This window comes from Mesorhizobium sp. M2A.F.Ca.ET.042.01.1.1 (assembly GCF_003997405.1).
GTDB lineage: Bacteria > Pseudomonadota > Alphaproteobacteria > Rhizobiales > Rhizobiaceae > Mesorhizobium.
Map to the genome: position 1 here is coordinate 2,389 of NZ_RZRX01000024.1, position 24,177 is coordinate 26,565.

At 58.5% G+C, this 24,177-nt stretch carries 21 protein-coding genes and 2 pseudogenes; 17 read left to right on the forward strand and 6 right to left on the reverse strand.

The window, feature by feature from the left end:
- Window positions 1-204 precede the first annotated feature (204 nt).
- The 11 genes from EOA23_RS05885 (at window position 205) to EOA23_RS05935 (ending at window position 12,120) form a co-directional block, all read left to right on the forward strand.
- Entirely contained in the window at window positions 205-486 is a 282-nt protein-coding gene (locus EOA23_RS05885) for an acyl carrier protein (RefSeq protein WP_126057635.1), read from the forward strand.
- Window positions 487-1,695 carry a beta-ketoacyl-[acyl-carrier-protein] synthase family protein gene (locus EOA23_RS05890; protein ID WP_126057631.1) on the forward strand — a complete coding sequence of 403 codons (1,209 nt, stop codon included), beginning with the start codon at window positions 487-489 and terminating at the stop codon, window positions 1,693-1,695.
- An 853-nt stretch (window positions 1,696-2,548) separates the two neighbouring features.
- Window positions 2,549-3,139 (forward strand): NodA family N-acyltransferase, encoded by a 591-nt coding sequence (locus EOA23_RS05895; protein WP_024505875.1) that lies wholly within the window; start codon window positions 2,549-2,551, stop codon window positions 3,137-3,139.
- Window positions 3,136-3,795, forward strand: coding sequence for a chitooligosaccharide deacetylase NodB (nodB, locus tag EOA23_RS05900; RefSeq protein WP_126057632.1), 660 nt, complete (start codon window positions 3,136-3,138; stop codon window positions 3,793-3,795). Before EOA23_RS05895 ends, nodB begins: the two co-directional genes overlap by 4 nt.
- A 15-nt stretch (window positions 3,796-3,810) precedes the next feature.
- Entirely contained in the window at window positions 3,811-5,136 is a 1,326-nt protein-coding gene (gene nodC / locus EOA23_RS05905; protein ID WP_032899868.1) for a chitooligosaccharide synthase NodC, read from the forward strand.
- 260 nt (window positions 5,137-5,396) lie between these two features.
- Window positions 5,397-6,311, forward strand: a complete 915-nt coding sequence (gene nodI, locus EOA23_RS05910; RefSeq protein WP_024505873.1) for a nodulation factor ABC transporter ATP-binding protein NodI — start codon at window positions 5,397-5,399, stop codon at window positions 6,309-6,311.
- 3 nt (window positions 6,312-6,314) lie between these two features.
- Window positions 6,315-7,103, forward strand: coding sequence for an ABC transporter permease (locus tag EOA23_RS05915; protein ID WP_029356621.1), 789 nt, complete (start codon window positions 6,315-6,317; stop codon window positions 7,101-7,103).
- Window positions 7,104-7,392: 289 nt separating this feature from the next.
- Window positions 7,393-8,154 carry a sulfotransferase gene (locus EOA23_RS05920; protein WP_024505871.1) on the forward strand — a complete coding sequence of 254 codons (762 nt, stop codon included), beginning with the start codon at window positions 7,393-7,395 and terminating at the stop codon, window positions 8,152-8,154.
- A 377-nt stretch (window positions 8,155-8,531) separates the two neighbouring features.
- A complete protein-coding gene (locus EOA23_RS05925; protein WP_126063813.1) occupies window positions 8,532-9,818 on the forward strand; it encodes a dicarboxylate/amino acid:cation symporter in 1,287 nt (428 codons plus the stop codon).
- Window positions 9,819-10,090: 272 nt separating this feature from the next.
- On the forward strand, window positions 10,091-11,152 hold the full coding sequence (locus EOA23_RS05930) for a LacI family DNA-binding transcriptional regulator (RefSeq protein WP_024505889.1): 1,062 nt from the start codon (window positions 10,091-10,093) through the stop codon (window positions 11,150-11,152).
- A gap of 164 nt (window positions 11,153-11,316) precedes the next feature.
- Window positions 11,317-12,120 carry a TIM barrel protein gene (locus EOA23_RS05935; protein WP_024505888.1) on the forward strand — a complete coding sequence of 268 codons (804 nt, stop codon included), beginning with the start codon at window positions 11,317-11,319 and terminating at the stop codon, window positions 12,118-12,120.
- A 48-nt stretch (window positions 12,121-12,168) separates the two neighbouring features.
- Here the strand turns inward: EOA23_RS05935 and EOA23_RS05940 are convergent, their stop codons facing one another.
- On the reverse strand, window positions 12,169-13,086 hold the full coding sequence (locus EOA23_RS05940) for a LysR family transcriptional regulator (protein ID WP_024505887.1): 918 nt from the start codon (window positions 13,084-13,086) through the stop codon (window positions 12,169-12,171).
- A 701-nt stretch (window positions 13,087-13,787) separates the two neighbouring features.
- Between EOA23_RS05940 and EOA23_RS37035 the strand changes: the two are divergent.
- The 6 genes and pseudogenes from EOA23_RS37035 to EOA23_RS05965 all read left to right on the forward strand — a co-directional run.
- Window positions 13,788-14,162: pseudogene (locus EOA23_RS37035) on the forward strand (IS110 family transposase); the annotation flags it as partial.
- A gap of 91 nt (window positions 14,163-14,253) precedes the next feature.
- Window positions 14,254-14,778 (forward strand): transposase, encoded by a 525-nt coding sequence (locus EOA23_RS37040; RefSeq protein ID WP_245265439.1) that lies wholly within the window; start codon window positions 14,254-14,256, stop codon window positions 14,776-14,778.
- Window positions 14,779-15,996: 1,218 nt separating this feature from the next.
- Complete coding sequence (locus EOA23_RS05950; RefSeq protein ID WP_126057635.1) at window positions 15,997-16,278, forward strand: acyl carrier protein; 282 nt, start codon at window positions 15,997-15,999, stop codon at window positions 16,276-16,278.
- A complete protein-coding gene (locus EOA23_RS05955; protein ID WP_127303219.1) occupies window positions 16,279-17,487 on the forward strand; it encodes a beta-ketoacyl-[acyl-carrier-protein] synthase family protein in 1,209 nt (402 codons plus the stop codon).
- Between the two features lie 762 nt (window positions 17,488-18,249).
- Window positions 18,250-19,293 (forward strand): annotated as a pseudogene (gene nifA, locus EOA23_RS05960) (nif-specific transcriptional activator NifA); the annotation flags it as partial.
- A gap of 582 nt (window positions 19,294-19,875) precedes the next feature.
- Window positions 19,876-20,442: a sugar O-acetyltransferase gene (locus EOA23_RS05965; protein WP_024505228.1), complete on the forward strand. Its 567-nt coding sequence runs from the start codon at window positions 19,876-19,878 to the stop codon at window positions 20,440-20,442.
- Between the two features lie 307 nt (window positions 20,443-20,749).
- Here EOA23_RS05965 and EOA23_RS05970 read toward each other — a convergent pair whose 3' ends face one another.
- The 5 genes from EOA23_RS05970 to nifB form a co-directional block, all read right to left on the reverse strand.
- Window positions 20,750-21,643 (reverse strand): SIR2 family protein, encoded by an 894-nt coding sequence (locus EOA23_RS05970; RefSeq protein WP_024505229.1) that lies wholly within the window; start codon window positions 21,641-21,643, stop codon window positions 20,750-20,752.
- 34 nt (window positions 21,644-21,677) lie between these two features.
- On the reverse strand, window positions 21,678-21,890 hold the full coding sequence (gene nifT, locus EOA23_RS05975; protein WP_024505230.1) for a putative nitrogen fixation protein NifT: 213 nt from the start codon (window positions 21,888-21,890) through the stop codon (window positions 21,678-21,680).
- Window positions 21,887-22,207: a nitrogen fixation protein NifZ gene (locus tag EOA23_RS05980; protein ID WP_024505231.1), complete on the reverse strand. Its 321-nt coding sequence runs from the start codon at window positions 22,205-22,207 to the stop codon at window positions 21,887-21,889. Before EOA23_RS05980 ends, nifT begins: the two co-directional genes overlap by 4 nt.
- Before the next feature lie 85 nt (window positions 22,208-22,292).
- Window positions 22,293-22,487, reverse strand: coding sequence for a 4Fe-4S binding protein (locus EOA23_RS05985; protein ID WP_024505232.1), 195 nt, complete (start codon window positions 22,485-22,487; stop codon window positions 22,293-22,295).
- A 29-nt stretch (window positions 22,488-22,516) separates the two neighbouring features.
- Entirely contained in the window at window positions 22,517-23,998 is a 1,482-nt protein-coding gene (nifB, locus tag EOA23_RS05990) for a nitrogenase cofactor biosynthesis protein NifB (RefSeq protein WP_024505233.1), read from the reverse strand.
- Window positions 23,999-24,177 lie beyond the last annotated feature (179 nt).

Here is a 24,177-nt window from a genome sequence, read left to right on the forward strand (position 1 = left end):
CTATGGACAGACTGGGAGACGCGCACGGTGTAGCGGCTCACATCGTCATACTGCACCTACGCCACACACCGGCCGGACCTGATCCGGCTTTATGAGCATTGGGCTTTGTCAGTTGCCCAAGCGTGATGGCTTTCGCGACGCGGCGCGCCTCAGGAACTGAGCCGCGTCCAGGTCGAAACGCGGGAAAGAAAGACAGGAAACAGAATGGCCGATCAATTCGCAACGGACGTCATTGCCCTGATCAAGAAACGCGCCGAGTCGGAGAGCGGTGAGGGAATGCCTACGTCATTCGTCGGCGAGATAACAATCGCCACGGAACTGGACGCGCTCGGGTTTGATTCGCTGGGTTTGGCGGACGTCCTCTGGGATGTGGAGCAGGCCTACGGCATCAAGATCGACATGAACACGGCCGATGCCTGGTCCAATCTCAAGAATGTCGGCGACGTCGTGGAAGCCGTCCGCGGCTTGCTTGCGAAGGAGGCTTGAATGGACAGGCGCGTCGTTATCACCGGAGTGGGCGGCCTGTGCGGACTGGGCACCGACGCCGCCTCTATGTGGAAAGAGATGCGCGAAGGCCGCTCCGCCATCGGCCCGATCGCCAATTCCGAGCTTCATGACCTGGAGGGCATGACCGGCGCTGAGATCAAGGCGCTGCCCCAGCACGACATCAACCGGGGGCATCTCATCTCCATGGACCGCTTCAGCTTGCTCGCCGTGCTTGCAGCGCGCGAAGCCATGCGGCAGGCCGGACTTTCCTGGGACGAGGGGAATGCCCATCGCTTCGGCGCGACAGTGGGCGTCGGATTTACCGGTTCATACGCAACAGAACAAACTTACCGCTCACTGCTTTTGGGTAGCGCAATCCGTGCTGAACTCTTCACTGGAGTAAAGGTGATGCCCAGCGCCGCTTCCGTCCATCTTAGCTTGAGCCTCGGCTTGCGCGGGCCGGTCTTCGGGGTGACCTCCGCATGTGCCTCGGCCAACCATGCGATCGCCTCGGCGGTGGACCAGATCAAGCTGGGCCGGGCCGACGTAATGGTTTCCGGAGGCAGCGACGCACCCTTCGCATGGGGCGTGCTGAAAGCATGGGAAGCAATGCGCGTGCTTTCACCCGATACCTGCCGGCCCTTCTCCGCCGATAGGAAGGGCCTGGTGCTGGGCGAGGGTGCGGGCATGGCCGTGCTGGAAAGCTACGAGCATGCCACGAGGCGTGGTGCCACAATTCTTGCCGAGATCGCCGGCGTCGGCCTTTCCGCCGATGCCTTCCACATTGCCGCGCCATCTGTCGAGGGGCCAGCGTCGGCGATGCGCGCCTGCCTTGCCGATGCCGGGCTGAATGCCGAGGACGTCGACTACCTCAACGCGCACGGCACCGGTACCAAAAGCAATGATCAGACTGAAACGGCGGCGATCAAGCGTGTGTTTGGAAACCACGCTTATTTGATGTCCATCTCTTCCACCAAGTCCACGCACGCGCATTGCCTCGGCGCAGCGAGCGCGCTTGAAATGATCGCCTGCGTGATGGCAATCCAAGAGGACGTCGTGCCGCCGACCGCCAACTATCGCGAGCCAGATCCCGCTTGCGACCTCGACATCACACCCAATGTGCCGCGCGAGCGCAAGGTGCGCGTCGCCATGAGCAACGCCTTCGCCATGGGCGGTACGAACGCAGTTCTGGCATTCAGGCAGGTGTAGAAGCCATGCAAGACGCCTCATTTGAGGTCACCTGTCGTATCTAGCTGCTTGCCGGACCACTATGTGAAGCGAGCGCTATTGGCTGCCTCTGCGATGCGGGAATTGGCAGCGGACGTCTCACGATCAAACAGGCATCTGCTTGTAGAATTCTTTTAATCGTGAAGCGGCGCGAGTGCGCTATCCGTTGAGGTGAGCAAGGCCGGCGCCCTGGGTGAGCGCTGGTGTCGGGTGGTGGAAAGTACAGGGGGAGCTGTGTGGCCCCCTCTTTCTCGGCCTCGACGATGTGCGAAGGAGCCTGTGCGGCGAACGGGCCGACGCCCCAGGCTCAGAACCTGGGCGAACCTAACTCCCGCCAAAGGACAGCCCAGAGCTGGATACACGAAAGAGATACTGAACCCGCGAATCAGATTCTGATCAATCGTCGTGTCTGAGCTCCGCTCGGCTCTTACGGAGATAATCGCGCGGCCCGGCAACGGCCGCGCGTGCCGCGGGCGTGAGCTTTGCGCTTCGTCAGAAGTGCCTCGAGCGTGACGACGATAATTGACCAGCCATATGGAACGCATTCGCCCAGTTATCCAAAGCGTGGATACCTTTCATCTAAACAAAGGATTTTACCGTTTTTGCTGCAGGTCCCATAGAGGCGCTTCAAGTTGGAAAGATAGGTAGTTCCCATGGTTGCGTTGGATCCGAGGAGCATCATCTGGTGTGCGGGGCGCACAAAGTCAGTCGCATCTGCATTACGGCTTGGTCTTTCGGCGGTCTCCACAAGTTACGCCCCGTTGGTGCGATGCCAATTATTTAACCAATGCTTGGACATTTATCTCAACCAGACAGCTCCAAGGTGAGGTCTTCCATGCGCCCGAATGTCGATTGGAAGTTGTGCTGGGAAAATGAGCTGCAACTGGCCGACCATGTCGAACTCTCCGACTTTTTTCGAAAGACCTATGGACGGACTGGCGCCTTCAACGCGGAGCCATTCGAAGGCGGCCGCAGTTGGGCCGGCGCGAGGCCGGAATTCCGCGCAATCGGCTACGACGCGCATGGGGTAGCGGCTCACATCGGCATGCTGCGGCGCTTCATCAAAGTTGGCGAGGTCGACTTGATCGTCGCTGAATTGGGCCTGTACGCGGTTCGTCCGGATCTTGAAGGGCTCGGAATCGGTTTTTCGATGCGCGTGGCGTACCCAGTGCTCCATCAGTTGGGTGTTCCATTCGCTTTCGGCACGGTTCGGCACGCGCTGCGAAACCATGTCGAAAGATTCTGCAGAGCCGGCCTCGCGAACATTGTGTCGGGCGTTCGCGTACGATCGACCCGTCCAGATGTGCATCCCGACCTGCCGCCCACGCGCCTGGAAGACGTACTCGTGTTGGTTTCGCCGATCGGACGCTCGATGGACGAGTGGCCGTCCGGTACCCTGATCGACCGGAACGGTCCGGAACTATGAAGCCTCTGGACTACATATGCGAAGGGCAGAGTGACAATGCCGATGGCACTGCAGAGCGCAGCGTCTATCTGACGTTTGACGATGGTCCCAATTCATTTTTCACACCGCAGATACTCAATGTGCTGGCGCAACATCAGGTGACGGCGACCTTCTTCGTTGTTGGGGCCTACGCGGCCGACGAGCCGGAACTCGTTCGCCGAATTATTACAGACGGGCACGGTATAGCCAACCACACGATGACTCATCCGGACCTGGCCAAATGCGGGTCCGTCGAAGTCGACTGCCAGATAGTTGAGGCAAACAGAGTCATAGGGATGGCTTGCCCGCAGGCCATGGTTCGGTACTTTCGTGCACCGTATGGCATCTGGACCGAAGAAGTAATCGCTGCATCAGCGGGTGCGGCATTGGCGCCCGTCCATTGGTCCATTGATCCACGCGACTGGTCTCGCCCCGGCGTTGACGCCATCGTCGACAGAGTGCTCGCCGATATCCGGCCGGGCGCAATCGTGCTGTTGCACGACGGGTGCGCTCCCGACGAATTGCAACCAGGCAATCAAGCCAGTCTGCGCGACCAGACGGTGACAGCGTTGTCACGCCTAATTCCAGAATTGCACGGCCGCGGATTTGTAATCCGATCACTTCCTCAACACCCCTGAACAAACAGAGATCCTATGGACCTTCTCACCACAGCCAGTACTGTTGCCGTTTCGTCTTATGCGGTGCTCTCGACTGTTTACAGAGGCATGCAAGCGGTCTACTCCCAACCGGAAAATGTTACGCCGCCGTCGGAAAGCTTGTTCGGATCCGACCGTTGGCCGAGCGTGGATGTCATTATCCCCTGCTACAATGAGGACCCGCGCACACTCGCGGCGTGTTTAGCTTCCATTGCAAATCAAGATTACGCCGGAACATTTCAGGTCTATCTGGTTGACGACGGTTCTGGAAATCGTAATGCCGTCATCCCGGTACATCACGCCTACGAGGGCGACCCGAGATTCAATTTCATTCTGCTCCGCGAGAATGTTGGCAAACGCAAGGCGCAGATCGCCGCCATCCGCCGCTCATCTGGAGATTTCGTGCTCAGCGTCGACTCTGACACGACACTTGCGTCCGACGTCATCACAAAGCTTGCAGTAAAAATGCGGGATTCCATGGTCGGAGCGGCCATGGGCCAGCTGACGGCATACAACCGCAGCGACACTTGGTTGACCCGATTGATCGATATGGAATACTGGCTGGCTTGCAATGAGGAGCGCGCGGCGCAAGGTCGCTTTGGTGCGGTCATGTGCTGCTGCGGCCCATGTGCAATGTACCGCCGGTCTTGTCTCCTTTCTCTGCTGGATCAATACGAGACGCAGCTGTTCAGGGGGAAACCAAGCGACTTCGGTGAAGACCGTCATCTTACGATCCTCATGCTGAAAGCAGGCTTTCGAACCGAGTACGTTCCAGGTGCCGTCGCGGCGACAGTCGTTCCGGACAAGATGGGACCTTATTTGCGCCAACAACTCCGCTGGGCACGAAGCACCTTCCGGGACACGATGCTTGCGCGAGGTCTACTGCGTGGCCTGGATCGCTATCTAACTTTGGATGTGATGGGAGAGAATCTCGGCCCATTGTTGCTCGGCATCGCGGTAGTAACGGCGCTCGGTGAGCTACTATTTTCACATACAGTAAATTGGTGGACGGTGCTGGCTATTGTCACGATGACCATAATCAGATCTACGGTGTTATCTTTCCGCACTCGGCAGCTTCGATTCATCGGCTATTCAATGCACGCGTTAATCAGGATATTCCTGTTGATCCCCTTGAAGGCTTACGCCCTGTGTACATTGAGCAATAGCGATTGGCTGTCGCGTAAAAGTGTTCCCCTGCCCAACAGGAGCACAAAGGAAATCACAAGCGCGATGCCGCTTGCCGGAGCAAATGCTGCGGGCAATTCTGGAATTGCGGAGTCACTTCATACTGCAGATCTTTCGCTCACAGCTGGTGAAGTCTGACGGCCTTGCAGCGCCGAGTGACCGAGTAAGTTGTGTCAGTCGACACGGGGTGAAGCTTTCGAGTTACCTATGGTCAGAACGGGAACTATCTGGAAGCGACACGTGGCATCTTGACGTTATTCTTTGGCGGAAGCGATACACGCGTCGCTCCGGCCGCGACTTTCCAAAGGTGCCATCTCAAGGCGGTGGCCTGCTCTGAACCAGAATTCGCAAGTAAGCTGCCGGTGGCCAATCGGACTCATTCCGCTTGAGATAGACGCATGTCCAATGTAGCAATCGACCTTACCGGCGTAACCAAATTATTCGGAAACAAGCTCGTTGTGGACGGGCTGTCCTTCACCGTTGCATCGGGAGAGTGCTTCGGTCTGCTGGGGCCGAACGGCGCAGGCAAGAGCACGATTGCGCGTATGCTCCTCGGTATGACCCGGCCTGACGCGGGTGATATAACAGTCCTCGGTCTACCAGTGCCGGCACGCAGCCGCTTGGCCCGCAAGGGCATAGGCGTGGTCCCGCAGTTCGACAATCTCGACCTGGAATTTACGGTACGCGAGAACCTGTTGGTGTTCGGGCGCTACTTCGGCATGAGTACAAGAGAGATCAACGCCGTCATCCCACGGCTCCTCGAGTTCGCTCGCCTTGAGAGCAAGGCGGATTCACGTGTCGGCCTGCTATCCGGCGGGATGAAGCGGCGCCTGACGCTGGCACGTGCTCTGATCAACGACCCCCAGTTGCTTGTGATGGATGAGCCCACGACCGGCCTCGACCCGCATGCCCGCCATCTGATCTGGGAGCGACTTCGTTTCCTGCTGGCGAGCGGAAAAACGATCATTTTGACCACCCATTTCATGGAAGAGGCTGAGCGGCTTTGTGATCGGCTGTGTGTTCTCGAGCGGGGACGCAAGATCGCCGAGGGCAGTCCTCATGCGCTGATCGACGAGTACATTGGGTGCAACGTGATCGAGATCTTCGGCGGCAATCCACAGGAGCTGATTTCGCTGATCAGACCGTACGTTCAGCGTGTCGAGGTAAGCGGCGAGACGCTCTTTTGCTATGCGCCTGAGCCGGAGGATGTGCGCATCCAGCTTCGCGGTCGAGCGGGTCTGCGTATTCTAGAGCGTCCACCCAGTCTGGAGGACGTTTTCTTGAGGTTAACCGGACGTGAGATGGAGAAGTGAGCAATGGGTGAACGTTTTGCGGCCGCTCTACCCGCCAACGCCTGGAACTGGATCGCGGTGTGGCGCCGCAATCATCTGGCATGGAAGAAGGTGGCATTTGCTTCAATGCTCGGCACCCTTGCTGATCCGATGATTTACCTTTTCGGGCTCGGCACTGGCCTTGGACTGTTGGTAGGCCGCATCGAAGGTGCATCCTACATCGCCTTTCTGGCAGCCGGCATGGTTGCGACGAGCGCGATGACAGCATCAACCTTCGAAACAATTTACGCGGTTTTCGGTCGAATGCGCGATCAGGGCACTTGGGAAGCAATCCTGCACACACAACTTACCCTCGGCGACATCGTTCTCGGTGAATTGACCTGGGCAGCCACAAAGGCCTTTCTGGCCGGTACGACAATTGCGATTGTTGCCGCCGCGCTAGGTTATGCCGCGTGGACGTCGGTTCTCTACGTGCTGCCGGTCATCGCTCTCACCGGGTTCGCCTTTGCGAGCCTGGCCATGCTCGTCATCGCGCTCGCGCCCAGTTATCACTATTTTATTTTCTATCAGACGCTTGTCATCACACCCATGCTGTTCCTTTCGGGCGCGGTTTTTCCAGTCGGCCAATTGCCAGGAGTGTTTCAGCAGATTGCGGCCTTCTCGCCGCTGGCGAATTCTATCGATCTAATCCGTCCGGTGATGCTCGGCCGCCTGGGCGACAATGTAGGGCTGCATATAGGCGCACTTTGCATGTTCGCTGTATTGCCTTTTTTTCTGTCGGCTGGACTGTTTCATCGACGACTAATGCGTTGACGCTTACCTACGCCCATCAACGAGAAGGAGGTCCGCAATGCCGGATTGCAAACTGCCCCCAGCGGCCCGGAGGCATGCGTGTGCCAGGAATCGCGAGTGGTACAACAACGCCGAAGCCGGGCGCCACCCAGCCGCTGCAGGCACGCGCCCATCTTCGCGACCACACCTCGGAGTACAGGCTGGGTGGTGAGGCGCGCGGACCCACCCGGAGCGTTCAAGCGATAGCAGCCAAGCTTCTTGTGCGCGTCCCCAGACCGTCGCGGCCATTATTTAGTTGGATACACATGCAATGACCCACAACGAACCAACTCCTGAGCCTTTTGTGATCCTTGCTATGCCAAGGACCGGAACACACTATTTAGAAGAATTGCTAAACGAGCATCCGACCGTTCTGAGTAACGGTGAGTTGCTAAACGAATATGATCCCAATTGGCCCAGCACGGATCGCCTGCTAGGCACGGATCGCGAGCTTCTTGAGCTTGCCTATGTGCGCTGCCCTATGCGCGACTACAAGAATGTGACGCATCTTGGCTGCAAGATCAATGAACCTCAGTTTCGCGAGCGTCCAGCATTCTTTGCGGAATTAGCTCGTTGGCCAGCACTCAAGGTCATCCTCGTTGTTCGCCGAAACGTATTGGAATCGCTCCGATCCTTTGTGCAGGCCAGGGAAAGCGGTCAGTGGCTGAAGTTCAGCTCGGACAACGATACCGCTCGGCCACCGAGCGTCAGGTTGTCAATCGCCGACTGTGAGGCTTATTTCAAAGCCGCCGACGATTTTCACGCTCGCGTTATGGACTCCTTCACGTCGACCAACCTGCTTGTAATGGAATACGAGAGCCTACTTCACGAACCTGCCCAATGCTTGGGAGCGGTTTGGGATTTCCTGGGCGTTCCAGCGCTTGAGCCATCAGATAACGCCATCTTGCAGCGCCAGGAAACGCGACCGCTTGATCAAACGGTGGAGAACTTTGACGAGTTGCGGATTCACTTCGCACGCGGACCTTATTCAAGATTTTTTGACCTCGGAGATTCAATGCGCTCCTACGCTTAATCGCTTGTACCGCGTGCTCTGATGGGCGTGTAGGATATCCTGCAGTTTGCGCGCATTCCGTTCCAAAACTGACAAACCAAAGTCACCAAGGCAACCGGCAGTCGATCTGCGGCGAACATCAAAGGGCACGGGCGCAAGGCGACCTGGTCAATTCCCTCTCTGATGAAGCACTTCCTCAGACGCGATCTTTGGCGAGCCTCGAGTGCAGAATTCCGGCAAGGTGGAGGGTTCCAGTGCGCAACTGCACCAATCTCGCTGGACGGGACAGGCGTCCAGTTGGCACGGCGCTTGCTCCGAGATGACAGCAGCGCTCGACCGGAGCGCAGCATGGGAGAAGGAGGAGCCCCCACCCCGATCCGGTCAGGGAGAGAGAAACGATGTTGGTTCCAAGAGTCCCCCGCGCGATCGCAGCGCCCCGCAAGCGCCATTTTGCCCGGACCTACGTGCAGGTACTTGCCGCCATGGTCCTTGGAGCCGCAATTGGCTACCTCTATCCGGAAACCGGCCAAAGCCTGAAGCCGCTCGGCGATGCCTTCATCAAAGTCATCAAGATGATTATCGCACCTGTCATCTTCCTGACAATTGCGACCGGCATTGCCGGCATGAGCGATCTGCAGAAGGTCGGCCGAGTTGCCGCCAAGGCGATGGTTTATTTCCTTACCTTCTCGACGCTTGCACTCGTTGTCGGGCTGATTGTCGCGAATATCGTTCAGCCTGGCGCCGGCCTCAACATCGATCCGGCCTCGCTCGATGTCGAAGCCGTTAAGGGCTATGTGGCCACGGCTCACGAGCAGTCCGTGACCAGCTTCCTGATGAACATCATCCCGTCAACGATTGCCAGTGCCTTCGCGGAAGGCGACATCCTGCAAGTCTTGTTCTTCTCGGTCTTGTTCGGCATTGCTCTGGCGATGACCGGAGAGACGAGCAGGCCGGTCGTTACCTTTCTCCAGGCGCTCACCGCCCCCATTTTTAAGCTCGTCGGCATTCTGATGAAGGCTGCACCCATCGGCGCCTTCGGCGCTATGGCCTTTACGATCGGCAAATACGGAATCGGTTCGGTGGCCAACCTCGCGATACTGGTCGCGACGTTCTATCTGACCGCCTTCCTCTTCGTGTTCGGGGTTCTCGGCGTGGTCTGCCGCTGCAACGGCTTCTCGATCTTTTCTCTTGTCCGCTACATCAAGGACGAGCTGCTGCTTGTCCTGGCAACGTCCTCCTCGGAGGCCGCGCTGCCCTCGCTCATGGAGAAGATGGAGAAGGCCGGCGCCGCGCGTTCGGTCGTAAGTCTCGTCATCCCTACTGGATACTCATTCAATCTGGACGGCACCAATATCTACATGACGATCGCCGCCCTCTTCATCGCGCAGGCGACGAACACAGATTTGTCAATTGCCGATCAGATCCTCCTGCTGCTAATTGCGATGCTTTCCTCGAAGGGTGCGGCAGGCGTCACCGGCGCCGGCTTCATCACATTGGCCGCTACTCTGTCTGTCGTGCCGAGTGTTCCCGTTGCCGGAATGGCTCTAATTCTTGGCGTGGACCGCTTCATGTCGGAATGCCGCGCGCTGACGAATTTAGTCGGTAATGCGGTGGCATCGCTCGTTGTCGCTCGCTGGGAAGGCGAATTGGACCAGTCCCGGATGGAAGCCGCTTTCCGCGGTTAGGGTTACATCAAACGGGCTCCCCGCAAGCAAGCAATAGCGCGACGTGTAAGTCACGGCCTTCACAGCAGTCGAATTGCCGGCCTCCAAAGAGCGCTGGAAATAGTGTACTAACGCGGAGAGTAATACAACACCATGAAGCCCCTAAGCAAACGAACGGTTCACGGAAACTCATCTGGGTCCGCATGGAGCGCTGTTCGTCGAATGCGTTATCAACCGTGGGGTGTGGTAACTATTTCAGCTTGCCGCCCCAAGCCGTCGCGGGATCGCACCGGATGACGGAGGACCGGCCGATCAGAATCGCTAGGGGAAAGCGCGTCACAATTGCCGATCTCGCCCGCGAAGCCGGAGTCAGCGTAGCAACAGTCGATCGGGTTCTGAACGTCCGCCTTCCGGTGCGAGAGGAGACCGCCCAGCGGGTCCATGCGGCCGCGCACGCGATCGGCTATCATGCTGCCGGTCTCATCAAACAGCGCTTGCAGCAGCACCTGCCGCACTACAAGCTGGGCTTCATCTTGAGAAAACCTGCCCACGATTTTTACCAAGATTTCGCTCGCAATATTGAAGAGTCGGTCAGTATGGCTAAATCCTTCCACGGCCTTCCGATCATCGAGTTCGCGCAGTCACATTTGCCGCGTGACCTGCTCCCGCTTCTTAAGGACCTTGGAAGCCGCTGCCAGGCGATCGCCATGGTGGCGGCCGATCACCCGAAAATCACAGCATCAGTCGAGGAGCTCAAGGCGAAAGGTATCCCGGTATTTTCGCTGTTATCCGACTTCGCCGATGGCGTGCGCGAGGGCTACATCGGCCTCAACAACAGCAAGGTCGGACGGACTGCCGCTTGGGTGTTTTCCAAGGCCGCAAAACGGCCCGGCAAGGTGGCGGTGTTTGTCGGAAGCCATCGCTTCCAGGCGCATGCGACGCGGGAAACGGCCTTTCGTGCCTATTTTCGTGAGAACGCGCCCAAATTCGAGGTGCTTGATCCGCTCGTGAACCTTGATGAACGGCAGCTCACTTACGAAAAATTGCTGGATCTTATGCAGCGGGAACCAGAGCTCGTCGGCTTCTATATGGCCGGCGGGGGTATAGAGGGAGCAATTTCCGCGCTCCGAGAAGAGGGGAGCGGTCAGGATCTCGTCGCGATCGTGAGTGAAATGACGCCGCAGTCACGTGGGGCGCTTGCGGATGACATCTTGACGATGGCGGTCGGCACGCCAATGCGCCGACTTTGCCAGGAGCTGATAATGGCAATGGAGCGGGCCATCAAAGCCGGCGTCGCGGAGAGCCCGGGGCAGACATTTCTGCCGTTCGACATTTATCTTCCGGAAAATATTTGACCTTGATGGATTTCTATCATGAGCGCCCATTTTCCTTTCACCGATGAAAGGAAAGCTCGATTGACTCGGCCGTCTCTGTCCGATCTGTGAACCGGCGTGGTTCCGTCTTGAAAGAAGCCGGATGCCGAAATGGCAGCCGCGCTTCATGGAAGGAAAGTCAAGCAATGCGCCAGGTATCGCCCCGCTTTGCACTCGATCACATGGCGGCGCCCCGCCTTGACGTCAGTGCGCTTTTCGCGCTTGCCCGTGACCAAGGCCTGACCGACGTCCAAATCCGTTACCCTCATTTCAGCAATCCTGTCGCACGCGGCATTCCGGCTGCGGACGTTCGGTTTGCCGCTACCGAAGCGGGCGTCACGATCATCTCTGTCAACGCCTTGCAGCGGTTCAACGACTGGACTCCAACGCGTCAGGCCGAGGCAAGCAACCTCGCCGATTATGCGACGGCGTGCGGGGCAGAGACGCTCGTGTTGGTGCCGGCCAACCGCAGCTCGTGGCCCACCAATAGCGAGCGCCAGGACAATCTTCGTTTCGCTCTAAACGAGATCAAGCCAATCCTCCAGTCGCGGGGTCTGATCGGTCTCATCGAGCCGCTGGGTTTCCGAACCTGCTCGCTTCGATCAAAGAAGGAAGCGGCCGAGGCCGTTGCCGCGGTTGATGGCCAGTCCGTCTTTCGCCTCGTGCACGACACGTTCCACCACACCCTGGCCGGGGAGACATGCCTGTTCTGCGAGCTTACCGGCCTGGTGCACATTTCAAGCGTAAACGACCCGACCTTCTGGATTTACCCCGATCGCTTTCTTGCAGGTTCCGACAATGGCAGCCAGATTCAGGCGCTGCTGGATGGCGGCTACGCGGGACCTTTCTCGTTCGAGCTGATCGAGGAAGTCCATTCTCTGGACGATCTCGCAGGCGCACTTGCCGCCAGCATCGACTTTATCCGGCGAGGGCTATTGTCGTCAAAGTAGATGGTGACAGGTGTAGTGACTATAGGTGCGCCTGAATTTTCCGAGGGTTCACAGCGGGGCAGCCATCCGAGATGCCTCCTGTATCATTATCTCCCGCATCCAGATGCTTGCCGGATCGCTATTGTGGAGGGCCGGCCATTGGAGGGTCTCGGTGAATGTGGGAAATGGCAGCGGAAGTTCGATAACCCGCAGGGGGAACGTTTTTTCGAAATGCCTGACCAGCCGTAAGGGCATGGTCGCTATACGAGCTGTGCCGGACACCATAGGTGGAATCATGCTGAAGCCCTGCACGGCGACCTCGACACGTCTCTTAAGGCCATGCTCAAGCAAAAACCATTCCTCGATAGACGGCTTCATCGTACGCCCGAACCTGACCGCGACGTGCCTCATCGACATGTATCTCTCGAATGTAAGCTGCTGTGGCAGCTGCTTGTTTGTGGGACAGCCTACGCACACGAGCTTCTCGTCAAACAGCGCAATGCTTGAATGCACACTCGACGTGAACATATCCGGTAGAATTAGAAAATCGACGTCACCGCGCCGGAGAAGCTCATCGGGGCTATCGTCGACAGGCAGCAGTTCGAAGCTGACGGCGGGGGCTTCCCGTGAAATACGCTCCACAAGCTTTTCGAAAAACACGAGCGTGACGAAATCGGAAAGAATGATCCTGAAGAGGCGATCGGCTCGAGCTGGGTCAAACGGATCCGAAGAAATAATCGAGCACTGGATGTGCTGGAGAGCGTCGCGAACTGCGGGGGCAAATGCTGCCGCACGCGGGGTTAGAAATCGTTCGCGACCTCTTATCGTAAACAGTTCATCGCGGAAATAATCGCGCAGTCGGGCGACGGCCGCACTCATGGCGGGCTGACTCAGGTTGATCCTGCGGGCCGCCGCCGAGAGATTACGCTCCGTCAGGAGTGCGTCGAGCACAACGAGGAGATTTAGATCAAGTCCTTTGAAACGCATGTCATCAGCCATCCATGGGATGGATGCCTTTAACCGAAACAAACGACTTTAACAATTTAGCATTCTTGCAATCTTTTGTCGCAAAAAGTTTATGATGGATGACGTTAAGGTCCGACATATGAGCCGCGTGATCTGCCGAAGCGAGCAATCGTTCGTACTGTGCAGGTCAGAGATTGGCAGTTTGAAACGCCGGGCCGATGGCGCCGGGCTATCAACCAGCGTCTTCGGCGGCCCCGACCTAGCTGGGCGTGGAATCTAATAGGGTGCACCTTTCCAGTCCGAGGCGACTGATGGGCGGTTTGATCCTAAGCTGCCGTGAGGCCTGTGCCAATTGTATCGGCGAGCCAATGCAGCAGTCCGGCAGCGTTTTTGAGAGCTGTTGTAGGCTCGGCCTAAGCCCATTGGCGCAAGCCTATCTGAACGAAGCGCTTGGCCTTGCCGCTATCCGGTATGTGATCTGTGGTGTCTTCTCGTCCTGCTGTTCTTGTTTTGGAACGCCCTTATGGTGAGCCCATCCGGGACGTGGGGCACCGGGAGCACAAAGGTGCAGGCAGGCCGTCAATAGACCGTGGGCTGAGAGCCCGAGCTCGTTACATGGCCGCCCCTGGCGACTTTCCCGGATGCGCTGCGAGCGCGGATCAGTAGATGTCGTGTTGCCCGCCAGCTCCCGTCTTTGACCGAGCCAAGAAGGAGGAACGGGCATGCTTATCATCGGACTGGATATTCACCGCGCCTTCGCCGAAGCAGTGGCATGGGAGGAGGGCAGGCTCAGGCGACTCGGCCGCGTCGACATGCGGCGCGATCTGCTGGCGGCGTTCGCCGCGAAGCTGTCGCCGAACGATGTCGGGGTGATCGAGGCCACCGGCAGCGCGACGTCCGCTGCAGCTGTGATTGCGCCGCATGTGAAGAAGGTGGGGATCGCCAAGCCGAAACAGGTGTTTATCGTTGCCTATGCCAAGATCAAAACGACGATCGACGCCGACGTTCTTGCGCAGCTCTATGCCAGCGGCTTCTTGCCAGAAGTCTGGATTGCGGACGAGCCGACGCAGGCTCTGCGTCGACAGGTGACACGGCGCAATCAGATTGTCCGACAGAGATCTCGATTGAAGAGCGTCATCCAGTCGATCCTTCATAGCCACCTGATCCGTCCTGCCCGCATGCCGACCTGTGCGGCGCCAAGGGTCGGACCTGGTAATCGAGCAGGTCGTACCGCAGGACGAGCGCCTCGCGATCGATGGGCATCTGCGCGAGTTCGACCGATTGGGCGAAGACCTCCAGGTCATCGAACGCGATCTTGTCCGCTCGGCTCTCGAGGATGAAGGCGTGAAGCGGCTGATGACCATTCCCGGCGTCGACATCACCGTCGCGCTGGCGATGAAGGGCGGCGATCGGCGACGTGTCGCGCTTCGACGATCCGCAGAAGCTCGTGACCTATCTCGGGTTGAACCCAAGCGTCCAGCAGTCCGGCCAGGTCCGGCCTACCATGGGCGGATCACCAAGCAGGGCCGTGGTCATGCGCGCGGCATGCTCGTCGAGGCGGCCTGGGCGGCCGCTCGTGCTCCCGGACCGTTGCGAGCCTTCTCCCTGCGGCGTGCGAGCCCGGCGCGGACAGCATGTCGCGGCCGTGGCAACCGCACGCAAACTCTCTGTCGTGATCTGTCATCTGTTGAGAAGGGCGAGAGTTACGCGTAGGCTCGACCCTCCCTGCATGCCAAGAAGCTTGCGCGATGTGGAACTCAAGGCCGGGAGCAAGGCTGTGCGCGGCCAAAAGGGAGCGCACGCCTACAACATAAAGAGCCACCGGGAAGAAGAGCGCCGCTGGGTGGAGCAGGCCGAGGGCGCCTATGCACGCCTCGTCGCCGGTTGGAACCCACGAGGTCCGAAGAGGGTAGGCACGGATGCCGCAAACCGGGCGCCCAGCTTGGCATAAGGGCTACGTGGCCTCAGGAAGCGTCGTCGCCAATGCAGACCATGGACGAATTCCCAGCCGATGCCGAGATGCCGGTCGACCGTGCCTGTCGCCGTCCGGTGATGCGATGCCCCCGAGCGGATGAGTTCGCCCCGGATGCTCCCGGTCACGACGCACGGGTTCGGGTTCCAAGGCGCTCAGTTTTGTTCGCGCCCAATCGGTGTAGGACGCGGCAGAAAATACGAGCGTGACGAAATCGGGAAGAATGATCCTGAAGCGGCGATTCGGTAGAGCCGGGTCAAACTATCCGACGAAATAAACGAGCACTGGATGGGCGGGAGAGCGTCGCGAACTGGAGGGCAAGAGCTCCCGGACGCAGCGTTAAGTTTGAATACCTCCGCGGACATGGTCGCGAGCTTATCGCGCAAATAATCGAGCAGCCGAGCGCCGGCCGCACTCATGACCGGCTGGGCTCGGTTAATCCTGCATGCCGCGCCCATGAGGTTGCGCTCTGTCGGGAGTGCGTCGAGCACAACGACGAGATGTAGTTCACGATCTTTGAAACGCGTGGTCAACTATCCAAAGTGTGGATGCCTTTCATCGAAACAAACGATTTCATCAATGTTCTGGAATCCTGCATGGGCAGAAGCACCTGACGCACACCGATGCCCCCACTGCCTCATGGCGTGGCGAGCGTCTTAAGAAACCGCCCGAAAGGAGATTTTTCATGCGCTCTACCGGGCAGTGGAGTGCTGGGAAAGGGAGTTGCAACTGACCGGGTCCGACTTCTTCCGAGCCTATGGACAGACTGGGAGACGCGCACGGTGTAGCGGCTCACATCGTCATACTGCACCTACGCCACACACCGGCCGGACCTGATCCGGCTTTATGAGCATTGGGCTTTGTCAGTTGCCCAAGCGTGATGGCTTTCGCGACGCGGCGCGCCTCAGGAACTGAGCCGCGTCCAGGTCGAAACGCGGGAAAGAAAGACAGGAAACAGAATGGCCGATCAATTCGCAACGGACGTCATTGCCCTGATCAAGAAACGCGCCGAGTCGGAGAGCGGTGAGGGAATGCCTACGTCATTCGTCGGCGAGATAACAATCGCCACGGAACTGGACGCGCTCGGGTTTGATTCGCTGGGTTTGGCGGACGTCCTCTGGGATGTGGAGCAGGCCTACGGCATCAAGATCGACATGAACACGGCCGATGCCTGGTCCAATCTCAAGAATGTCGGCGACGTCGTGGAAGCCGTCCGCGGCTTGCTTGCGAAGGAGGCTTGAATGGACAGGCGCGTCGTTATCACCGGAGTGGGCGGCCTGTGCGGACTGGGCACCGACGCCGCCTCTATGTGGAAAGAGATGCGCGAAGGCCGCTCCGCCATCGGCCCGATCGCCAATTCCGAGCTTCATGACCTGGAGGGCATGACCGGCGCTGAGATCAAGGCGCTGCCCCAGCACGACATCAACCGGGGGCATCTCATCTCCATGGACCGCTTCAGCTTGCTCGCCGTGCTTGCAGCGCGCGAAGCCATGCGGCAGGCCGGACTTTCCTGGGACGAGGGGAATGCCCATCGCTTCGGCGCGACAGTGGGCGTCGGATTTACCGGTTCATACGCAACAGAACAAACTTACCGCTCACTGCTTTTGGGTAGCGCAATCCGTGCTGAACTCTTCACTGGAGTAAAGGTGATGCCCAGCGCCGCTTCCGTCCATCTTAGCTTGAGCCTCGGCTTGCGCGGGCCGGTCTTCGGGGTGACCTCCGCATGTGCCTCGGCCAACCATGCGATCGCCTCGGCGGTGGACCAGATCAAGCTGGGCCGGGCCGACGTAATGGTTTCCGGAGGCAGCGACGCACCCTTCGCATGGGGCGTGCTGAAAGCATGGGAAGCAATGCGCGTGCTTTCACCCGATACCTGCCGGCCCTTCTCCGCCGATAGGAAGGGCCTGGTGCTGGGCGAGGGTGCGGGCCTGGCCGTGCTGGAAAGCTACGAGCATGCCACGAGGCGTGGTGCCACAATTCTTGCCGAGATCGCCGGCGTCGGCCTTTCCGCCGATGCCTTCCACATTGCCGCGCCATCTGTCGAGGGGCCAGCGTCGGCGATGCGCGCCTGCCTTGCCGATGCCGGGCTGAATGCCGAGGACGTCGACTACCTCAACGCGCACGGCACCGGTACCAAAAGCAATGATCAGACTGAAACGGCGGCGATCAAGCGTGTGTTTGGAAACCACGCTTATTCGATGTCCATCTCTTCCACCAAGTCCACGCACGCGCATTGCCTCGGCGCAGCGAGCGCGCTTGAAATGATCGCCTGCGTGATGGCAATCCAAGAGGACGTCGTGCCGCCGACCGCCAACTATCGCGAGCCAGATCCCGCTTGCGACCTCGACATCACACCCAATGTGCCGCGCGAGCGCAAGGTGCGCGTCGCCATGAGCAACGCCTTCGCCATGGGCGGTACGAACGCAGTTCTGGCATTCAGGCAGGTGTAGAAGCCATGCAAGACGCCTCATTTGAGGTCACCTGTCGTATCTAGCTGCTTGAGGGGCGGGGCATTGTGATACAGGGAGAGCTGTGGGGTCCCTCCTTCTCGGCCTCGACGATGTGGAAGGAGCCTGTGCGGCGAAACGGGCTAGACGCCCCCAGGCCCAGAACTTGGGCGAAACCAACTCCCACCAAAGGACAGCCGGTTTAGTAGCCGAACAATGAAACCTCGCTCGACGAGCCGCCGTCTCTACTGTCTCCGGCCTCACGCGGTTGAAGCGAACAGCGCAGCAGCTACTGTTCCGCACAACTCGGATGGCAATTGGGACAAGTCCGCACATGTCGTCACGTACGCTGAACGCCGCAGGTACAGCCAAACTGGGGCGGGGCGTTTCTGCCGTTTTGATAGAATTCTATCAAACTGACAATTTTCCTTGCATAAATGCAAGGAGAGCTCGGTTGACTCCCCTCCTTTCTTGTCAAGGATGAGTTTGCAGGCTGCGGTGCGGCAGAAGCCGGACAGAACAGCGACCGGTCGAGTAAAGGCCTGCGCAAACCGCATATTGCGAGCGCCCGCGCGGAGGAAGACGCTCGTCCTGGTGAAAGGCAACGATGCTCAGGCGCCATTGCCATTTGCCGAGGGCGTCCGCGCGCCGAAAATTTCGAAGCAACAAAGGTGAGATCGAGAATGATGATGACGAAATACAACACAGCTCACCGTCCAGTGCAGTTCTACCGGCGGGTGGCGGAGTGGGATGGGCTGCCAAATGGAACGTAAAAAGATCAGCAAGGAGATGCTTGGCGATAGTCAGGCGCTGCGCAAGCTGCGTGAGCACCTTGTCAAGGTGGCCAAGGCGAAGACTACGGTCCTGTTGCGAGGTGAATCCGGAACCGGTAAGGAGCTGGTTGCCAAAGCCATTCACGAGCTCTCGCCTCGCGCCAAGCAGCCCTTCATCAAGGTCAATTGCGCGGCGCTCACCGAGACGCTTCTGGAATCTGACTTGTTCGGTCATGAGAAGGGTGCCTTCACCGACGCGAGCAGTTTGCGCAAGGGGCGCTTTGAGGCTGCCGACAAAGGCACATTGTTTCTGGACGAGATTGGCGAAATATCAGGTTCGTTCCAGGCTAAGCTGCTGCGTGTCCTGCAGGAGCAGGAGTTTGAGCGCGTCGGCAGCAACCACACCATTAAAGTTGATGTTCGCGTGATTGCCGCAACGAACAGGGACTTGGAAACGGCAGTTCAACGCAAGGAGTTCCGGCAAGACCTCTATTATCGCATCAACGTCGTCACTTTACGCGTGCCGGCATTGCGCGAAAGGCGAGGTGATATTCCGCTCTTGGCCGCTCAGTTTCTCAAGAATTTCAATACTGAGAATGATCACACGCTGACCTTCGCTCCCGAAGCGATTGAGGTGCTAATGAACTGCGAATTTCCAGGCAACATCCGAGAGCTCGAAAACTGCGTTCAACGGACGGCAGTTCTGGCGACGGGTCCATCAATCCTCAGAACTGACTTTGCCTGTTACGCGGATCAGTGCTTGGCCGCGGCGCTGTGGAAGAACGGACCGCCGACGTCAGAGAAGTCGACTACGATCCAGCCTTCCGCCGCCTGTGCCGCCCCGCCCGTCGGCGACGGGCAAGCGCCGATAGGCCCTGCCACGAGTCGTGGTAGGGTGCCCGATGCCGATACGGTCATTGCTGCCATGGAAAAGTGTGGCTGGGTGCAGGCAAAGGCGGCGCGCCTGCTCGGTTTGACCCCGCGCCAGATCGGCTACGTGCTGAGAAAACGCGGTATCGAGATCAAGCGTCTCTGAAACAACCCGCCGAGCAAGAGCTGGAGCAGGTCAAGCATTGGTGCTCTGGCGAGCCCATCGGCCAGGCTTACGAAGTGGGTGTGAACAGCGCTGCCAAGATTCCGGCCGTGTGCTTTCTACCACGTAGTCATACTGGGGCTCTGCGACTGACAAACTAAAAAGGAGTAATCCTATGGCTAGTAACTTCGCTCTACACCGCAAGGCAAATCAATTCGACGTGCCTGGATCCAGAAATAATCGATGTATTATTGGTGACACGCCAGCATGCGTAGAGGCGACGCGCAGATCTCCGCTGGCGGGACCTGGTCGATACATTAGCTGATGGCTTACCGCTCGATATCACGCAATCTGAGATGGGCATGAAAGTGAGTTCGACCGCTGGACAGTTGCCGACCTCGTCAGGTATTGGCCCCTGCGACCGGTTGATCTGCGATATCCAAATTCGCGGAAGTTGGTCGAGACGAAACTGTCGCCCCGGCTCGTGACCGACCGCGCGCCCGGCAAGACCGAGTTACAAAGTTGCCGAGGCAGTTTGATGTGCGTTCCTGCATCACTGTACGGGACACGACCTGACGGGAGACTATGATGCGTAGCCAAAAAGAAAAGATGCTCGCAGGCGAGTTTTACAATGCGGCGGATCCGGAGATCCAAGCTGACCTGTTGGCCACCGGGGCTTGGCTCAAGCGGTACAATGATACGCTGGGGCAGACCACGGGGCATTGGCATGAGCTTTTGTCCGAGCGGCTGGGAGAGGTTGGGCGCGGAACGGTCATCCGTCCGCCCTTTTTTTGCGACTACGGATTCAATATCCGCATTGGAGCCAATGCCTACATCAACTTCAACTGCGTTATTCTTGACGTGGTAGAGGTCAAAATCGGGCAAGGAACGGCAATTGGGCCTGCTGTGCAGATTTATACCGCCGATCATCCACATGATGCCGAGCAGCGGCAGGCCGGCCTGCAGGTCGGGCGTCCTGTTCACATTGGCAGCCGTGTCTGGATCGGCGGTGGAGCAATCATTCTGCCTGGCGTCACGATTGGTGATAATGCAGTGGTAGGCGCTGGCTGCGTGGTCACACGAGATGTTCCCGCCGGGGCAAAGGTAGTGGGAATTCCTGCTCGCGTGGCCGACCCACATAAACAGGCATAATCAACCTCGTTGACCCTGGAGGTGCATGCGAACTGTCGAAACTGTGCCGAATTTTTGTCGAAGCCATTGAGCGCTGCATATGTTGTCGCGACTCGGGCGCTTCAGTTCTTTTGCCACGGGGGTCACAAGATCATGTGCGTAATGCCGCCGCAACGTGCTCACGTCCCGCAGCAGCGGACCCTTTCACATCGCCCAACGAATTCAGAGCCTACGTTGTGCTGCCACTAGCATTACTACTCACGAATGTATTCCCAACTGAGTTTTCGCCCTTGGAGGCAAGCAGCGACTCACCAGCAATCGCCGGCCATTAATCCTGGCTAGCATCGACCCCGACGAGGCGAGCCGCGGCGTTGCGGATCGGCATGTCGATGACCGTGATTGCGCCTTCGGCAAGGAAACGACGTTCGTTTCTGGTCAGCGTAGCCGAATCGATCACCGCAAAATGTGGGCCAGTGGAGCGCTTCATCAGCTGTCTGGCATATGTGCGCAGCATCTGATCGTTGAAGCGGCAGCCCACGAAGAAAAAACCCCGGTTGACGCGCCGTTGCTTCACCGCGTCCGGGATCGGCGTCTGGATATCAATTTCGGTTAGGACTTCGACGTAATCGGAATCAGCCACGAGGAAGTTTGCCGCCGGCCTGACGCTGCCGTGCGGCGCATAGAGCACCGTCCTAGCCACTTGTTCGGCCTCGAGTTCTGTTCCTGACAAATCGTAAGTTCTCGTCCAGATGTTACCGATTCCGGTCGCGCGCGTCGTTCCTTGTATCTCGACAACGTCTGTTTGGCCGGCCTCTGCAAGGGCTGCTCGCATGGCGCCATCGTACCAGCTGTCGATGATGACAGACAGTTGAAGGGTTGCGAGCCAGGCGTGAAGAACGGTCGGCTCGGCGGGGGCTGCGAATATCTCCGCCATCCACGCTTGGAGAGTCCGACGATGTCGGCGCTGCTCGATAAACTGCGCGACCGACCACATATTGGTGCGAATCCTGGAAGGGGCAGGCGCCCGCTTGTTGAGGGCCGCGGCGACATCTTCAGGGGTGCAAGGTACAGGTGATTCCGGTGGGTTAAGCTGCAGAAGACCAGGACCGAGATAGGGGATCACTCGATCGGCCTTGAGAGCGCCGTTCAGCAGGTCAATCAGTTTTTTGGCAAAACTGCCCCGGACGACGACGAGATGGTCCCAGCTCAGCATCGTGTTCATACGCGTTTCCTCTCCGCCACTGAACCCACCGGCATCAGGCCCCGTCGGAAATCTTCATCGCCTCGACGGTGATCGGCAAACGCGTGTCGCGCGGAAGGTCGGGCAGCATGAGCCGCCAACCGTTCCTGAGCGTCACGGTCCCGCCCCATAAGTCAGCGTTCTCAATCTCGGTGATCGGCTCTTCGAGATCCTTCTTGGGGACATAAGCCGACAAGCCAGTAGCGGTCCTGCGAATCATTACTTTCATCCGGCTGTTCCCCCGTTGGAAATGCCTTCAGCTCCGCAGGGAACCTCGACTTTGTCGAGGCTAATGAGTTCGCGCGCTCGCATGCCGACGACCGTGCCACGATCGATCCATTCGACCGCATAGATGAAGAATTGCTGGAGAAAGGTTCCAATGTCGCGCACGTAGCCTTCGTCGCCCTTCCGCACGAGGTTTTCGCCGATCTCCTTGCCGGGATAGGTGCCGTCGTTTTTTATGTGGCGTATCGCACGGACCCGCTCACCCTGCATGAACCGTGGCGGTCTGCCGATTTCGACCTCCTGTTCGCGTCTGGACCACATGCTGTCCATTCCTTTCTCGAGGCTTTTGTTGTGGTCGCGGGTTGCAGGCGTCGTCGTGCGGCGAACCCGACCGTTTCGGTAGGAATCAAGCGGGAACGCAGGTTTTCGGTACCGGACAGACCGACACGCATTGCTGCGTATCGAAGGCCTCCTTGCATTCGGTGCACTTGTTTGGATCGATCACATAGGCGTCGCCCTTGAACTTGATCGCTTCCGAAGGACATTCGAACTCGCAGGCCCCGCATTGGGTACATTGGGATGCGATGATCTTTAAAGCCATTCTAACTCCTGGTTATCGGACGAGACGGCTCAGGCCGTCGCCGCTAGTGGTCTGATCCCAAACTCTGCCGCGTAAAGTGCGCTGACTGCGGTCTCGATGTAGTCATGGCCATAGGCGTCGGTTACGCGCAGTCCAGCTCGCGAGAGTTGTTCCTTCGGGCGATTTCCGATCTTGGCGCATAGCACTATGTGTATGCCTTCGAGCGCTGCGATGACGCCCTCGAGGATGGCGTCTTCGCCCCCGCCTCCGAGGCAATACCGCTCGACCTTCCGATGCCCGACCAAGCTGATCCCTCTAGGCGAGACTTCATAAACCTGGAATTCCTTCGCGTGGCCGAAGTGTTCGTTGACCCGTCCACCTCCCTTAGTGGCCACCGCAACCAGAAGCGACTTTTCGGAGTCTGTTGCCTTGACCATACCGATGGCCTCGCTCCTCGCCGCCTCATGATCACGGCGCTCGTGTGCGACCACCTGCCGATAGGCCTGACGCTTGCCAGCATCGTAGGCGACATCGTCGGGAATCCCGTCCAGCGTGAATTCCTGGCCACGATCTTCACCGAGCAGGCCGACAGCATCTGCCCGGCACTGCCGGCAGTGGCGCATCAACTTGGCGCCACCTTCAAGTCGATCCTGAAGAGCCATCATCTCCATTGCCGTTGGGCCGCGCTGCCCGATGAGTCCGTAGTGGGTACCGTGCGCCGGGTCCGAAATCAGAGGCATCACGTTGTGCAGAAACGCGCCCCGCTCCCTGACCATTTTGTTCACCTCAAACAGGTGCTGGTCGTTCACTCCAGGAATCATCACCGAGTTGATTTTGGTGAGGATGCCGCGCGCGCTCAGCATCTCCAGGCCCAGCATCTGCCGCGCGTGCAAGATTCGAGCGGCTTCGATGCCGAAGTAGCGGCGATTTTCATAAAAGATCCATGGATAGATCTTCGCGCCGACTTCCGGGTCGACCATGTTGATGGTGACCGTCACGTGATCAACATTCATTTCGGCAAGCTCGGCGACATGGTCCGGCAGCACGAGCCCATTAGTGGAGACGCACAGCTTTATGTCGGGGATTTCCCTGATGACGCGGTCGAGCGTTGCCTTCGTTTTCTCCCAATCGTAACAGGCATCCCCCGGCCCAGCGATGCCAAGAACCGAAAGCTGCGGAACTTTGTTGGCAACGGCGATGACCTTGCGTAGCGCTTGGTCGGGCGTCAACTTCTCAGACACAACACCAGGCCGGCTCTCGTTGGCGCAATCGTATTTGCGATTGCAATAGTTGCACTGGACATTGCAAGCCGGCGCGACCGCCACATGCATACGCGCGAAATAATGATGCGCTTCCTCCGAAAAGCAGGGGTGATCCTTGATCCTTTCCCAAATAGCCGGATCCCCTTCGCCCGGGCTGGTCGGCGACGAGCCGTAGGAGGACGATGCGCAGCCACCGGATTTCGCGGCTGCCAGAAAACCCTCGGATGTCGTGCTAGTCGGCCCCTCAATCGAAACTGTCGGTGAGGACATCAAACGGCTCCGTTGCTGGTAACGTCGCGGTTCAAGGTGCAAGAGCCATACCAACTGAAAAAAGCGGCTTCAGTTCACTATTCGGGTCGATATCGCATTGTGTCAGGCCGGCGCGACACAATTTTGTCCTGCTTGCGACAGTGCAAGTCCAAATCCGTTCAGAAGCACGAAGCACTCCT

Excerpts from the sequence above, each read along its gene's own strand:
- EOA23_RS05885 (WP_126057635.1), top strand. The coding sequence starts at position 205 with ATGGCCGATCAATTCGCAACGGACGTCATTGCCCTGATCAAGAAACGC.
- EOA23_RS05890 (WP_126057631.1), top strand. The coding sequence starts at position 487 with ATGGACAGGCGCGTCGTTATCACCGGAGTGGGCGGCCTGTGCGGACTG.
- EOA23_RS05895 (WP_024505875.1), top strand. The coding sequence starts at position 2,549 with ATGCGCCCGAATGTCGATTGGAAGTTGTGCTGGGAAAATGAGCTGCAA.
- nodB (WP_126057632.1), top strand. The coding sequence starts at position 3,136 with ATGAAGCCTCTGGACTACATATGCGAAGGGCAGAGTGACAATGCCGAT.
- nodC (WP_032899868.1), top strand. The coding sequence starts at position 3,811 with ATGGACCTTCTCACCACAGCCAGTACTGTTGCCGTTTCGTCTTATGCG.
- nodI (WP_024505873.1), top strand. The coding sequence starts at position 5,397 with ATGTCCAATGTAGCAATCGACCTTACCGGCGTAACCAAATTATTCGGA.
- EOA23_RS05915 (WP_029356621.1), top strand. The coding sequence starts at position 6,315 with ATGGGTGAACGTTTTGCGGCCGCTCTACCCGCCAACGCCTGGAACTGG.
- EOA23_RS05920 (WP_024505871.1), top strand. The coding sequence starts at position 7,393 with ATGACCCACAACGAACCAACTCCTGAGCCTTTTGTGATCCTTGCTATG.
- EOA23_RS05925 (WP_126063813.1), top strand. The coding sequence starts at position 8,532 with ATGTTGGTTCCAAGAGTCCCCCGCGCGATCGCAGCGCCCCGCAAGCGC.
- EOA23_RS05930 (WP_024505889.1), top strand. The coding sequence starts at position 10,091 with ATGACGGAGGACCGGCCGATCAGAATCGCTAGGGGAAAGCGCGTCACA.
- EOA23_RS05935 (WP_024505888.1), top strand. The coding sequence starts at position 11,317 with ATGCGCCAGGTATCGCCCCGCTTTGCACTCGATCACATGGCGGCGCCC.
- EOA23_RS05940 (WP_024505887.1), bottom strand. The coding sequence starts at position 13,086 with ATGCGTTTCAAAGGACTTGATCTAAATCTCCTCGTTGTGCTCGACGCA.
- EOA23_RS05950 (WP_126057635.1), top strand. The coding sequence starts at position 15,997 with ATGGCCGATCAATTCGCAACGGACGTCATTGCCCTGATCAAGAAACGC.
- EOA23_RS05955 (WP_127303219.1), top strand. The coding sequence starts at position 16,279 with ATGGACAGGCGCGTCGTTATCACCGGAGTGGGCGGCCTGTGCGGACTG.
- EOA23_RS05965 (WP_024505228.1), top strand. The coding sequence starts at position 19,876 with ATGATGCGTAGCCAAAAAGAAAAGATGCTCGCAGGCGAGTTTTACAAT.
- EOA23_RS05970 (WP_024505229.1), bottom strand. The coding sequence starts at position 21,643 with ATGAACACGATGCTGAGCTGGGACCATCTCGTCGTCGTCCGGGGCAGT.
- nifT (WP_024505230.1), bottom strand. The coding sequence starts at position 21,890 with ATGAAAGTAATGATTCGCAGGACCGCTACTGGCTTGTCGGCTTATGTC.
- EOA23_RS05980 (WP_024505231.1), bottom strand. The coding sequence starts at position 22,207 with ATGTGGTCCAGACGCGAACAGGAGGTCGAAATCGGCAGACCGCCACGG.
- EOA23_RS05985 (WP_024505232.1), bottom strand. The coding sequence starts at position 22,487 with ATGGCTTTAAAGATCATCGCATCCCAATGTACCCAATGCGGGGCCTGC.
- nifB (WP_024505233.1), bottom strand. The coding sequence starts at position 23,998 with ATGTCCTCACCGACAGTTTCGATTGAGGGGCCGACTAGCACGACATCC.